This window comes from Carboxylicivirga mesophila (assembly GCF_018271975.1).
Taxonomy (GTDB): domain Bacteria; phylum Bacteroidota; class Bacteroidia; order Bacteroidales; family Marinilabiliaceae; genus Carboxylicivirga; species Carboxylicivirga mesophila.
Map to the genome: position 1 here is coordinate 1 of NZ_JAGUCN010000011.1, position 13,360 is coordinate 13,360.

A 13,360-nucleotide genomic window follows, 5' to 3' on the forward strand; every position below is an offset into this window, starting at 1 on the left:
AAAATTGAGAAAAATGATATGCCCGTTGTGAGTTTGATGGCTTAGAGGCTGAATGGGTGGGTGTTAAAGGGGGAGATTTTTTTTGAGAAAACTTGAGAGTACTTCCGAAATTACATTTCTCCATCCTTTTATAGCAAGAACACAACCTCAAAACCAAACATCATCATTGCCATTGCAGAACTAAAATTCATAGTAATGATATAAAGCACTAAGTGAAGTGGAGCAGATAGTGGTCTTAGAGTAGTCAACTAATACAACATCAAGATTAGTTCTATCGTTATTGACTCTTATTTTTAATTAAAACGGATTTTTTAGCAACTTTGCACTTAGTTATACTATTTGAAACATACACAATGCACCAAAGAATAACACTTACACTACTCATATTATCTGTTGCTAGCATTAACCAAACATTATCTGCTCAAACCAAAGCAAAAGTTGAGATTCTTCATGCCAACACCGGGGAACAGCGCGCCAACCTAGGACCAAATGTCCAACTTTTATTGGGTGATGTTAAATTAAAGCATGAAAACACCATCATGCACTGTGATAGTGCCTACCTGCATAAGCACCAAGATTCCACTTTTATAGAAGCGTTCCATCATATTCACATCATCCAGAACGATTCTATCCATCTATTTGGCGATAAACTGACCTACAACACAGTTGAAGGCATTGCCAGAGTAAGGGATAATGTGAAAATAGAAAAACAAGACATAACCGTACTGACTGAATTTTTGGACTACGATCGTATTAAGAATTTTGGGTATTACTTTAACGGTGGTGAAGTTTTAAGCGGACAAAATACACTCATAAGCGATTGGGGGTATTATTATCCCGACGTAAGCGAAGTGCATTTTAAGGATTCAGTAGTGGTACACAATCCTCGATATACTATTTTTTCTGACACCCTGAAATACCATACAGTAACAGAAGTAGCTACTATATTGGGGCCAACATTTATCCACAGCGACAACAACCTAATTTATAGTGAGAATGGCCACTACGACACCATGAATGACAAGGCACACTTGCTAAAAGGTGAAAACCAGAGCTATGTGCAAGGCAGCGAAAACTTATTGAAAGGAGATACTATATATTACGATCGTCAGAAAGGATTAGGTGAAGCATTTAGCAACTTTGAGCTCCATGATACCACCAATAATCTAATTATCACGGGTGATTATGGATATTACAATGAACTATCAGAATATGCATTGGCTACTAAAAGAGCCCAATTGTTACAAATCTATCAGAACGACACCTTGTTTTTGCATGCCGACACCCTGCAAGCCATTCCATTACCTCAAGAAGAAAGTAAGTTAGTTAAGGCATACTATAATGTGAAGTTTTTCAGAACTGACATGCAGGGACGCTGCGACTCTATGGTATATGATTTCAGAGATTCGACCAATACCTTTTACAACAGTCCTGTTATCTGGGCGCAAGAAAATCAAATGACTGCCCAAACCATTAAGCTCTACAGCCGCAACAATGAGCTATATAAAGCTGAGCTTATCAATTCGGCATTTATCATCTCACCAGAAGTAGACAGCTTGCTCTTTAACCAGATTAAAGGTCGCAACATGGTCGGACACATAAAGAATAACGAAATATACCGTATTGACGTTGACGGCAATGGTCAGACTGTTTATTATCCTAAAGATGAAGACATTGTGATAGGTGTTAACCGAGCAGAAAGCAGTAATCTTTCAATATTTCTGAGTGAAAAGCAGATTACTGGCATTAAGCTGAGAACCGAGCCTGCTGGCAATCTCAATCCTCCTTATCTATTACCCGCAGAAGATGTAAGACTTCAGGGATTTATTTGGCTTGAAAAAATAAGGCCTAAAAGTAAATTGGATATTTTTAAACATGTTGAGATGCCCAGGATGGACGAATACACAAAGGTGTACGATGATTATCAATTCGGAGATACCGAGAATTAGGCACTAAAAAAAGGGGCTTTCGCCCCTCTCTTGCTCTCTTAATATTCATCTTCATTAAAGAAGAAATCTTCTTTACTTGGATAATCTGGCCAGATATCCTCAATACTTTCAAAAACTTCTCCTTCATCCTCTATTTCCTGAAGATTTTCAATCACCTCCAGCGGAGCTCCCGAACGAATCGCAAAATCAATTAATTCGTCCTTTGATGCCGGCCATGGTGCATCTTCTAATTTAGAGGCTAATTCGAGTGTCCAATACATAGCAACTCAATTTAACATTAATATAATTGTGTTATTTCTTTGTTTACTTATCTGCGAATATAAAAAAAAAATCCAATCCGCCAACTTTCATTCGCCGGGAAATTCGATTAAGCATGAATAGTTTGACGAAAAGCTTCTATAGCTGCATGAAATTACTAGCAAACCTTCGCAATTAAATGTCATGGCTATATGGATTACTTACTATTGTCAAAGCCCTCAATCGTTGCTAAAAGGCAGCCACCTGTTCGTTTACTAAGTCAGATTCTATTAAACCATCTCTAAGGCGGATAATGCGATGGGCATGCTGGGCTATATCTTCTTCATGAGTAACCAAAATGATAGTATTTCCCTGTTTGTGAATCTCATCAAACAAACGCATAATATCTACCGAGGTTTTGGAGTCCAGGTTTCCGGTTGGTTCATCAGCCAGTATTATTGAAGGTCTGTTAATTAGGGCCCTTGCAACGGCAACACGCTGACGTTGCCCGCCTGACATTTCGTTAGGACGGTGATGCATACGGTCACTTAACCCAACACTCTCCATTACCTCTTTGCCTCGCTCTTGACGGTCAATCTTTGAAACACCGGCATATATGAGTGGTAACATAGCATTTTCGAGGGCAGTATACCTGGGCAATAAGTTAAACGTTTGAAAAACAAAACCAATTTCTTTATTACGAATTTCGGCCAATGAATCATCACTTAAACGACTCACATCGGTACCATTAAGCACATATTGTCCTCCAGTTGGCGTATCTAAAGCACCGATAATGTTCATTAAAGTTGATTTACCGGAACCGGATGGTCCCATAATTGCCACATATTCACCCTGAGTGATGGAAAGAGAGACACCTTGAAGTGCTTTCACCACTTCGGTGCCTACCTGATAGAATTTTTTAATCTCGTTGATTTCAATAACCTGATTATCCATAGAGTTAAGCTTTAGTCACACAAATATAACTAATATGCCATCATATCAATCCTCAACCCGGAATTTGTTTAACCACAAAAAGTAAAACGTTGAATAAGGGGCATTCGCTTCCAAGACTATATCAACACAGCTGATTCAATACTTCACAACAAAGTGCTGCTTCTGGCACTCTTGCCTGAAAAACACTATTCCAATCTGGAATAAGTCTAAGGAAACAGTTACTTTGGGATGTTTGTAAATAATTTCCCAGGCCTCCTCCATGCCTTTTGACCAATGAATATCATCAAACACAAATACGGAGTTATTGCCGGCTTTTAAAAGACATAAATTGAAATAGTCGAGTGTGGCCTGTTTTTCATGATGCCCATCAAAGAAAACAAAATCGAGCAGAGCATGCTTCGCCACCAGTTCGGGCAAAACATCAGTAAACTGACCAACAAACTGATTAACATTAGCACATTTTAAAGCATCGAATGTACGTTTAGCATAGCCAGCCGTAACCGAACACCCTTCAATAGTATTTACCTCCCTCCTTCTATCTGCCAAGGCAAAGTACGATGCACTCATACCAATTGATGTACCTAATTCAAGAATATTATCAGGCTTGAGATAAGTGATTAATCTAAAAAGTAATTCACCGTATTTTGATGCAATAGAAGAACGCCTGGCAAGAGAAGACAGTCTGCGGGTTTTGCCATTAAAATTGACACTTCCAGCTCCATAGTCGACCATATCAAATGTTTCGTTTGAATGCGCCAATTGACGCTTAAACGCTTTAATCTCATCGAAGGCATAAAATGGATACTTACAATAAAAAACATCACGAACCAACTCAAACACAAAAGGGCTATGCAGACCATAGCCTTTTCTATACCTCGATTTAATACAATACTTTATAAAACTCTTTATCTGAAAAAAATTCATTCCTAATGCGATTTCATTCACCTGAAAGCTCTTTAAGGCAGGTGACTCTGTAAAAAGACATTTATATTTGTGCCAAACTAAATATTAAATGGCAAAGGGCAAAGGTAAAAAACAAAATAGTGGGTCGGCCGGACAGAACCGAAAAAAGACTGATGATTTTTTAGCTCAAAACAAACACAAAGAAGGCATTTATGAAACAAGCTCGGGCCTGCAGTATGAAATAATTAAGCAAACCACCGGGCAAAGACCGGACTCCGATTCGCATGTTAAAGTACACCAACGCGCCATGCTACTGGGCGGTAAAATTCTGGATGACACCTACAAAGATGCAACTCCACTGGAGTTTTGCCTGAATGACACCATTACCGGATACGCCGAAGGGCTGCAGATGATGTCGGTAGGTAGTCGTTACAAGTTTTATATTCCACCTGAGTTGGGATGGGGTAAAAAAGGTTCTGGCGGAAGAATAGGACCTAATGCCCTCACAATATTCGATGTTGCACTGCTGGAGATTGTCGACTAGGGTAATTCATTTCAAGTTGCATTAAACACTTTTTAAAAGCGGTTGTTTAGTGTTTAGAACTAAATATCAAGACCAGACTTTGCATGAATACATATATTACTCAATTAATTGAACTGATTGATGAGGCTATTTCTAAATCGCCTCGCATAAGTGAGCACGACGATTTTGAAGCGGAGGAAGTAGATGATTTATTTGCTCAGGAATTTCTGCAAGGCAAACCTGAAAAAATCTCGGAAAAGATTGGTATTGAAAAATATAATTTCCCGGCTACTGATAAGTTAACACCGGATCAGACAACAACTATATTAGCGGCGGTTGAGAGGCTCTTAAGAGCTTATAACTGGGAGTTTATGTTCCCTGAAGACGTTACCGATACCGCTAAATACCAATTCATTATCGACAACTGGGATTCTAAGCATATATTCTGCCAGCAAGGTATTGTTCAGGTAGAAACTTGTAAGTTTGATGAACAACACTGTCCATTTCCGGGCCATTGCCAGGTGTGCCATAGTTTTAAATGCGAAAATGATAATAGCCACCACCTCCACAAGGGCCAGGTCGATTTCACCAAATTAACTCCCGATTTGGAGCGTGAAGAAGATGCTCATCTGCGTGAAGAGATAGATCGGTTTAAAGCCCTGATGAAACAACCCAAAGGCGACCATTTTATCGTAGGCATCCACAATTACTGCGATGGCAGGTGCCACAGATGTGCTTTTACCGATAAATGCAGCTCATTTGCCCTGCATGAAGAACTGGATTATGCCCATAGCAACGATCATGAAACAAGCAACCAACAGCTAACAGCCATATTCAGAGCTACGTCAGAATTAATTGAAGAGGAGCTATCGAAAAAAGGAATAAGTGTGCATGAAGCCCTGGAGCAAATTGACAAGGAAGAAACCACTGGATTACCCAAACATGCACTGGAAATGCAGGCCGAATCTTATGCTGAAAAGATTAATCGCTGGCTGGAGTCTAATCAGATGGAACTGGAAAGCCGTATTGTAGCCGAAGCCGATTCTGGCATCAAGGACAACATTGAATCCATCACATGGTTCCAGCTTTTCATTCCTGCCAAAATTAGCCGGGCTGTTAAAGGCATTGGCGAAAACAAAAACGAATGCGACATTTTTGATGCGCATGGTTCTGCAAAAGTAGCGTTAATAGCTATTGACGAATGCATTCAGGCCTGGGAAGGTATTTTACAATTTATACCTCGCAAAGAAGACAGCATATTGAGTATGCTCAAACACCTGTCGAAACTACGAAATGATTTAGAAGAATTTATTCCGGAGGCCAGAGACTTTATAAGACCTGGATTTGATGAATAAAAAAATCTGAGAGTGCGTAGTGGAAAATTTAAGAATTACGAATTCTATTTTGCATCTCTCAGATATTATCGCATTATAGTTGCGAAAATTACCTTCCGTTGTAGGTAACCCAATGATGACATTGGTTTTGGTTAGTTTTAAACCGCTGTAAAACTATCAATTTATTTCAGAGTTCAATAACACGAATGTATTTTTTTGTGTAAAAAGCTTAATTTTTTATGATACGCATACTCTTTAGCACCTAAAACAGGCTCTTCGCGACTTACGGGGCCTCTTTAATATGTTTTAGCGTTTGCTCTATGGCCTCAAATACCTGATGCGAATCATCAAATATTACCAGAAAATTTTCACGGGCTTTTTTAATCATTCGTTTAGCTTTTTGCTTATGCCCTTCGGTAAATAATAGCTTCCCGTAATGAAAATGAATATTACCACATGCCTCCATATCATTGGAATTATCTTCCAAAGCCCGTTGGTATATTAAATATAAAAGCGCTTGCTTTTCTTCTTTAGTAAACAAACTATTTAGTTCTTCGGGCACCTGGGGAGCATATAAATCACTTTTGAGAGCCTTATAACCATTTTCGACAATTAAGCTGTCATTTCCAAGCTGCAACGATGCTACCACTAAATACAGCATGGTGGGACGATAGTTAGCATGCAGACTATCTGACTTTTGAAAGAAACTTAAGGCCTCCTTGGTCCTCTGTGTTTTTAGTAGCAAAATCCCAGTAATACGCGCTGCATCCGATTTGTTCAATGAATCATTATATGAATGAAATGCACGGGTAGCATATTCAACTCCTTTCTGTGGGAGTCCATCAAACAAGTAAGTTACAGCCAAACTGTAGTTAGTAAGTGGTTCATTGGGCCTTATTTTTAAGGAACGTAAAAACCAGTTTTGAGCTTCAAAGTAGTTTTGAAACAAGGATTGATAATAGCCAAGAGCATATAAGCTATAATAATCATACACACCATTACCGTATGCTTCCTGGTAGTAATTATTACTTTTTTCGAGTAATTGCTCAGAGCTTAGTCCCCAACGCTCACCAAAATCTTGATAAATGCGATTATAAAAATCACCCAAGGCCTTTGTAATACGAGAATCCTCGGGAAATTTCTCTTGCAACTCCAGCAAGGTACTATCTATCTGAAAGGCTATTGGTGTAGCGCCAAATGCCTTTTCAATCCTCAACTGTTCCAAATCCTCTCCGGGCCTGAGGTCAATAAACGAAAACGCTCGATGGTAGTAACTATTGAGGTAATAGTTGAGAGCCAGATCAACCTTTTTAAGAATACAATCAACCGATGAAAGCTGACTGCACTCGTTCAGCTGTTCAAAAGCCGTTAAGTATTGCCTTTGCACTATCAGTGAATCGATATTGGACTGTGCTTTGAGTACTGACGGCATACCAAAGCCCGCAGTAATAATTAATGTAATGAGTATCGTTCTATACAGTTGCTGCATTTATAGTCCAAATCGATATTGTAAGCCAACAATAAGTTGGGTTCTGGCACCTAAGAAGCCCATTTCGGCCCTAACCATCATATTTTTATTATACTGAAATTGAGAACCTACAATGAAATTCCACATATTCTCTGGCCTCTTATCCAGTTGATAATCGACAGATTCGGCACGCGATGCAGCATCCAGTGCAGCACCTGCCAACTCTAATTTTGCTTTTGTACCGTAGTAGGTACGTATATTTTCGGGTATTGCCTGACCAATTCTGCCCAATTCCTCCCACCATGTTTCCAGCTCCAGTGCCCTTTGATCAACCTCTTCAAGGCCTGCATTTATTTTTTCATCAAAGTCAGGCATTAAATCATAAACCAATAAAGACCCGCTGGTACCTGAATTCATCTTTACCCGGAATCCGCCAACCCAAACAGCAATATTTTGCTGCGGTTTTTTAAACTGAAAAGTCTTACCTACGCGAGGACCAAAAATAAAAATTTTTGCAGGCTTATCAAGCTCCGGTATATCAGTCCACGTAAAATTCATATCAAAAGCCATGAACCCCCCACCAACACCAATGGTTGGCGTGACGCCAAATCCGATACTGGTGGCATCAAATCGCGCTGTGGTACCGGCCTCCACCACACTCTCCCACTCCCAGTTGAGGGTTCCATCAATAATTTCGAAACTACCAGGTGCATATACGCCAAAATCTACAGCCGTTTGATTCTCTGACTTAGCAAAGATTCCATAGATGTTTAAGAATGGGAAAAGCCAAAAATCAGGTCGAATATTAACACCGTTAGTTATGGCTGTTGCATTATTGAAACGCACAATTTCATCCAAAGCAAACATATTACCGCTATTAAACCCAACCTGAAGGTTATCGATTAATATATCCGACTCTTGCCATACATACTGAACACTTACACCGGCCGAGTAAGGCAGCTCGAAACCCAGCTGTGTCACCTTTTCGCCCCATATGGGCAGTAAGTAAGGATAGTCGGCCACCGATAAACTATCGAGTTCCTGAGCACTATTCTTTCCTACAACCTTATTACTAAATGTTTGAGATGTGACATTTAGCAACAGAAATAAGCTTAAAAACAAAAATACAATCCTTTTCATACGAATCTGGTTTAATCTTACTCGAACAATTTAGCATATAGGGCTGTTCAACAACAATATATGAATAGATGATAGAAGGATTAAAATACGACTTTCCTTGTCACTATCAAACTTAAATTGCTAGTAATTATCCAATGCCCTATTGCTATTTAACTGAATTTAAATGAACTTTAATTACCGTTACAACTTATGAGCTCATTCATAAGCATTACACATTGTTATCTGACAACTTCAACTGTAATATGACATCCTCAATAATTTAATATTTAACTTAATTCTTATGAGAAAACTATTATTTATCAGTGCTATTTTAATGCTGGGCATAGCACTAAATGCGCAAAAAAACAAAAAGCCCAACATATTGGTAATATGGGGAGATGACATTGGCCAATCCAACATCAGTGCTTACACAAACGGACTGGTAGGCTACCGAACTCCTAATATTGATCGTATTGCCGATGAAGGCATGATTTTCACTGACTATTACGGAGAACAAAGCTGTACTGCCGGACGCTCCAGTTTTATAATGGGACAAAGTGTTTTCAGAACAGGCTTAAGTAAAGTTGGTTTACCAGGTGCCGAGCTGGGAATGCAAAAGGAAGATCCAACCATTGCTGGTTTATTAAAACCGCTTGGCTATGCCACGGGGCAGTTTGGTAAAAACCATTTGGGCGATAAAGATGAGCACCTCCCAACTCAGCATGGATTCGACGAGTTTTTAGGCAATCTCTACCACCTGAATGCCGAGGAAGAACCAGAATTACCTGATTATCCGCAAAACCCTGAATTCAGACAAAAATTTGGACCTCGAGGTGTTATTAAGTCATCTGCCGACGGACCAATAAAAGACACAGGCCCCCTAACCAAGAAAAGAATGGAAACCATCGATGATGAAACGGTAGCTGCAGCTGTTGATTTTATCAAGCGCATGGAAAAAGCGGGAACACCCTGGTTTGTATGGTGGAACGGTACACGCATGCACTTCCGCACCCATGTTAAGGATGAACTTATGAATGATCCTAAATACAAAGGTTTGGATGAATATGCCATTGGCATGATTGAACATGATATGCATGTAGGCGAGTTATTGGCGGTGCTAGACGAGCTGGGTATTGCTGATGAAACATTAGTATTCTACAGTACCGATAACGGCCCTCACAAAAACTCATGGCCCGATGCAGCCGTAAGTCCGTTCCGCGGCGAGAAAAATACCAACTGGGAAGGCGGATGGCGTGTACCGGCAATGGTGCGTTGGCCAAAGAACATTGAAGCCGGTTCGGTTTCCAATGGCATTATGCATCACATGGACTGGTTACCTACGTTTTTGGCTGTAGCTGGCAACGAAAATGTGAAAAGCGAATTACTAAAAGGTAAAAAAGTGGGTGACATGACCTATAAGGTTCATTTAGATGGCTACAACTTTTTACCATACCTAACAGGCAAAGCTGAAAAAGGGCCGCGTGAAGAAATATTCTACTTCTCGGATGATGGCGACCTGACTGCATTGCGCTATAATGACTGGAAAATGGTATTTATGGAACAGCGCAAATATGGAACTCTTGCCGTTTGGGCCGAGCCATTTGTGGAATTACGCGTACCCCTAATTTTTAACCTGAGGCGCGACCCATATGAGCAGGCTCCATTAACCTCAAACACTTATTACGACTGGTTATTGGATCATGCATTTATGCTTGTGCCGGCGCAAGCCTATGTGGGCAATTTCCTGGGCACGTTTAAAGACTACCCTCCACGTCAAAAAGCAGCCAGCTTCAGCTTAAGTGAGGTAATGGAAAAAATGGCTGCCCCAACTAATAATTAACAACCTCAAGAACCAAAGAGAGTCTGCTGCTTCAACCTCTCTTTGGTTCTTTACTAACAAATTAATATTAAGCCTATGAGAAAATTACTATTACTGAGTACAATACTGATATTGGGCATCGCTTTAAACGCTCAAAAAAGTAAAAAACCCAATTTCCTCGTGATTTGGGGTGATGATATAGGTTGGGCTAACATTAGCAAGTATAACCACGGCATGATGGGCTACAAAACACCCAACATCGACCGCATTGCTGATGAAGGTGCCATGTTTACTGATTGGTATGCTCAACAATCCTGTACTGCCGGACGCGCAGCTTTTGTATTAGGTCAACACCCCTTCAGAACCGGTTTGCTAACCATTGGCATGCCAGGCTCCAAGCAGGGTATTCAGGATAATCAGGCTACTATTGCTGAACTTTTAAAACCATTAGGATATACTTCAGGTCAGTTTGGCAAAAACCACCTGGGAGATCGCGACGAGCACCTGCCTACCAACCATGGATTTGATGAATTCTATGGTAACCTGTACCACTTGAATGCTGAAGAGGAACCCGAGACTTACTACTATCCAAAAGACAAGGAGTTTCATGAAAAGTATGGCCCGAGAGGCGTTATTCGTTCAACAGCCGACGGCCCCATTCAGGATACAGGCCCGATGACCCGTAAACGCATGGAAACAGCGGACGATGAATTTACTGATGCGGCCATTGCCTTTATTGAAAAAGCTCATCAGGAAGGTAAACCATTCTTTGTATGGTTAAGCGCCACTCGAATGCATGTGTGGACCAGATTAAAAGAAGAAAGCATTGGTGTAACAGGCATTGGTTTGTACCCCGATGGCATGGTGGAGCACGATAAGCAAATAGGTCGTGTGCTAGACAAACTTGAGGAGCTGGGTATTTATGACAATACCATGATCATGTATTCAACCGATAACGGTGCTGAGAAATTTACCTGGCCCGATGGCGGAACCACACCTTTTGCCGGAGAAAAAGGAACAACCTGGGAAGGTGGATTCAGAGTGCCATGTGCCATTAAATGGAAAGGGGTTATTGAACCCGGCACCATATCGAATGACATTCATTCGCACGAAGACATGCTACCCACCATCCTGGCAGCAGCAGGAGTTACCGATATTAAATCGAAGCTATTAACAGGTTACAAAGCAGGTGATAAAACATTTAAACTTCATTTAGATGGCTATAATCTATTACCATTGTGGAAGGGAGAAGTCGCTGAAAACCCGCGAAAGGAAATCTTCTACTTTGATGCCGGCGGTAACCTCAATGCCATCCGTTACAATAACTGGAAACTACACTTCACCATCATGGAGGGCTCAATAAATGAAGCCTACAGAAAAACACCATCGTGGCCATTATGTATAAATCTTAGAGCTGATCCATTTGAAGTTTCATGGAAATCGGCCCTTTATACCAGGTGGTATGGCGATAATATGTGGCTGTTTGTTCCGGCCCAGGATGTTGTTGGCAACTTTTTAGCCACCTTCAAAGATTATCCTCCTGTTAGAGGTTCTTCTCTGGGTATTGATAAGGTTGTTCAGTCATTAACGGCGCACCCTAATGCACAATAAGAGTAAATAAATATCAAATCATATACAGAGTGCAGTGCGCTGCACTCTGTATCATCACTCCCTAAACATTAACCAGTATGCGTATTTCACTATTTTTATTCAGTCTTACACTCCTACTGGCCTGCAACAATCCGGCAAATCACAATTACAATACATCCAAAGCTCTGCCTTCCTGGAATAATACACCGGTTAAAGAGCAGGTGCTTTCATTTGTAGAAAAAGTAACCGAACCATCATCAATTGATTACGTACCTGTTGAAGATCGTATCGCTGTATTTGATAATGACGGTACCTTATGGAACGAAAAGCCATTGTACATCCCTTTAGAATATGAGATAAATAATATTCAAACAAAAGTTGCGGGCGACACCTCATTGCTATCCAACGAACTATACAAAGGTCTGGCCGAAGGTAACCTGGCCATTATGAAAGACTATAGCACCTTTGAGCTCATTACACAACTGTTTGCACTGCACGATGGGCAGGATGAAGTCAAATACAGGGAGTCTGTCCACCGTTTCCTATCTTATAATCATCATTCAAAATTCGAACGCCCCTTTAAAGAGATGGTTTTCAAGCCAATGGTTGAACTGGTGCATTATCTGCAAAAACACCAATTTAAAGTATATATCGTTACCGGGGGTGAAATTACTTTTGTCAGAACAGTCTCCCAGGAAATCTATAACATACCGGTTGAGAATGTGATAGGCAGTAGCGTAAAGCTCAATTACATCTCAGATGACCAGGGTGTGCGGCTTATCAGAACAGGCACCATTCAATCGGCCAATGACAAACAGGTGAAACCAAGTAATATTGAACTGCATATAGGCAAAAAGCCAATTTTTGCAGCAGGCAATAGCGACGGCGATTACGAGATGATGGAGTATACACTATCGGGCAATGGTCCTTCAATGGCTATATTAGTACATCATGATGACGCAGTTAGGGAATATAGCTACATGCACGGTACCGAAAAGGCTATTGAGGATGCCAATTCGAAGGGTTGGCAGGTAGTGAGCATGAAAAATGATTTTAAAGAGATTTTTCCCAATTAGCCCTTGAGCTCGTCTGTTATTAATGATAATAACTGAATCATCAACCCCTTAAGGGGTGATGTACATGACTACTTACGAGAATGTCCAAGGATGTAAGTTCACGCAAAGTGCGCTAAGATTTACGCCAGGCACGCTAATATGAATTGTTAATTTTTCAGTTCTTGGCGTCCCTGGCGCTTTTTATATTTTGCGCCCTTTGCGAGAAATATCTTTGTTTATGAACACGCCTTTATTGATATATTGTCCTTTCAAATCATAGGATATTGCCGGTTAAGCCGGTTCTCCCACGCCCTATCCCGAAGAGGTTTAACAACAACCTTTGGGTAAAGCTCATGGAATCACGTGTCATATTCACGGCACATGAACACCGTATGGCGAACCTTAACCA

At 40.5% G+C, this 13,360-nt stretch carries 11 protein-coding genes; 6 read left to right on the forward strand and 5 right to left on the reverse strand.

The window, feature by feature from the left end; translation table 11 throughout:
- Positions 1–353: 353 nt before the first annotated feature.
- The gene (locus KEM09_RS10565) at positions 354–1,949 is read left to right on the forward strand and encodes an OstA-like protein (RefSeq protein ID WP_212228159.1); all 1,596 of its coding nucleotides are present in this window, start codon (positions 354–356) and stop codon (positions 1,947–1,949) included.
- A gap of 38 nt (positions 1,950–1,987) precedes the next feature.
- Here KEM09_RS10565 and KEM09_RS10570 read toward each other — a convergent pair whose 3' ends face one another.
- From KEM09_RS10570 to KEM09_RS10580, 3 genes are all read right to left on the reverse strand, one after another.
- The gene (locus KEM09_RS10570) at positions 1,988–2,209 is read right to left on the reverse strand and encodes a DUF2795 domain-containing protein (RefSeq protein ID WP_143304314.1); all 222 of its coding nucleotides are present in this window, start codon (positions 2,207–2,209) and stop codon (positions 1,988–1,990) included.
- A gap of 226 nt (positions 2,210–2,435) precedes the next feature.
- The gene (locus KEM09_RS10575) at positions 2,436–3,140 is read right to left on the reverse strand and encodes an ABC transporter ATP-binding protein (protein ID WP_212193320.1); all 705 of its coding nucleotides are present in this window, start codon (positions 3,138–3,140) and stop codon (positions 2,436–2,438) included.
- A 135-nt stretch (positions 3,141–3,275) separates the two neighbouring features.
- On the reverse strand, positions 3,276–4,085 hold the full coding sequence (locus KEM09_RS10580) for an O-methyltransferase (protein ID WP_342344001.1): 810 nt from the start codon (positions 4,083–4,085) through the stop codon (positions 3,276–3,278).
- Positions 4,086–4,152: 67 nt separating this feature from the next.
- On the opposite strand from KEM09_RS10580, the gene KEM09_RS10585 reads away from it, so the two are divergent.
- Positions 4,153–4,587 carry an FKBP-type peptidyl-prolyl cis-trans isomerase gene (locus tag KEM09_RS10585; RefSeq protein WP_212228160.1) on the forward strand — a complete coding sequence of 145 codons (435 nt, stop codon included), beginning with the start codon at positions 4,153–4,155 and terminating at the stop codon, positions 4,585–4,587.
- 83 nt (positions 4,588–4,670) lie between these two features.
- Complete coding sequence (locus KEM09_RS10590; RefSeq protein WP_212228161.1) at positions 4,671–5,921, forward strand: hypothetical protein; 1,251 nt, start codon at positions 4,671–4,673, stop codon at positions 5,919–5,921.
- A 262-nt stretch (positions 5,922–6,183) separates the two neighbouring features.
- Here KEM09_RS10590 and KEM09_RS10595 read toward each other — a convergent pair whose 3' ends face one another.
- Positions 6,184–7,389, reverse strand: coding sequence for a tetratricopeptide repeat protein (locus tag KEM09_RS10595; RefSeq protein WP_212228163.1), 1,206 nt, complete (start codon positions 7,387–7,389; stop codon positions 6,184–6,186).
- Positions 7,390–8,508: a hypothetical protein gene (locus tag KEM09_RS10600; protein WP_212228165.1), complete on the reverse strand. Its 1,119-nt coding sequence runs from the start codon at positions 8,506–8,508 to the stop codon at positions 7,390–7,392.
- Positions 8,509–8,788: 280 nt separating this feature from the next.
- Here KEM09_RS10600 and KEM09_RS10605 point away from each other — a divergent pair, with 280 nt between their 5' ends.
- From KEM09_RS10605 to KEM09_RS10615, 3 genes are all read left to right on the forward strand, one after another.
- Complete coding sequence (locus tag KEM09_RS10605) at positions 8,789–10,327, forward strand: arylsulfatase (RefSeq protein ID WP_212228167.1); 1,539 nt, start codon at positions 8,789–8,791, stop codon at positions 10,325–10,327.
- A gap of 75 nt (positions 10,328–10,402) precedes the next feature.
- Positions 10,403–11,917: an arylsulfatase gene (locus tag KEM09_RS10610; protein ID WP_212228169.1), complete on the forward strand. Its 1,515-nt coding sequence runs from the start codon at positions 10,403–10,405 to the stop codon at positions 11,915–11,917.
- A gap of 77 nt (positions 11,918–11,994) precedes the next feature.
- Positions 11,995–12,972, forward strand: a complete 978-nt coding sequence (locus tag KEM09_RS10615) for an HAD family hydrolase (protein ID WP_212228171.1) — start codon at positions 11,995–11,997, stop codon at positions 12,970–12,972.
- Positions 12,973–13,360: the final 388 nt, after the last annotated feature.

Coding starts and splice junctions, on each gene's coding strand:
- KEM09_RS10610 (WP_212228169.1), top strand. CDS start 10,403: ATGAGAAAATTACTATTACTGAGTACAATACTGATATTGGGCATCGCT.
- KEM09_RS10585 (WP_212228160.1), top strand. CDS start 4,153: ATGGCAAAGGGCAAAGGTAAAAAACAAAATAGTGGGTCGGCCGGACAG.
- KEM09_RS10575 (WP_212193320.1), bottom strand. CDS start 3,140: ATGGATAATCAGGTTATTGAAATCAACGAGATTAAAAAATTCTATCAG.
- KEM09_RS10605 (WP_212228167.1), top strand. CDS start 8,789: ATGAGAAAACTATTATTTATCAGTGCTATTTTAATGCTGGGCATAGCA.
- KEM09_RS10565 (WP_212228159.1), top strand. CDS start 354: ATGCACCAAAGAATAACACTTACACTACTCATATTATCTGTTGCTAGC.
- KEM09_RS10590 (WP_212228161.1), top strand. CDS start 4,671: ATGAATACATATATTACTCAATTAATTGAACTGATTGATGAGGCTATT.
- KEM09_RS10600 (WP_212228165.1), bottom strand. CDS start 8,508: ATGAAAAGGATTGTATTTTTGTTTTTAAGCTTATTTCTGTTGCTAAAT.
- KEM09_RS10595 (WP_212228163.1), bottom strand. CDS start 7,389: ATGCAGCAACTGTATAGAACGATACTCATTACATTAATTATTACTGCG.
- KEM09_RS10570 (WP_143304314.1), bottom strand. CDS start 2,209: ATGTATTGGACACTCGAATTAGCCTCTAAATTAGAAGATGCACCATGG.
- KEM09_RS10615 (WP_212228171.1), top strand. CDS start 11,995: ATGCGTATTTCACTATTTTTATTCAGTCTTACACTCCTACTGGCCTGC.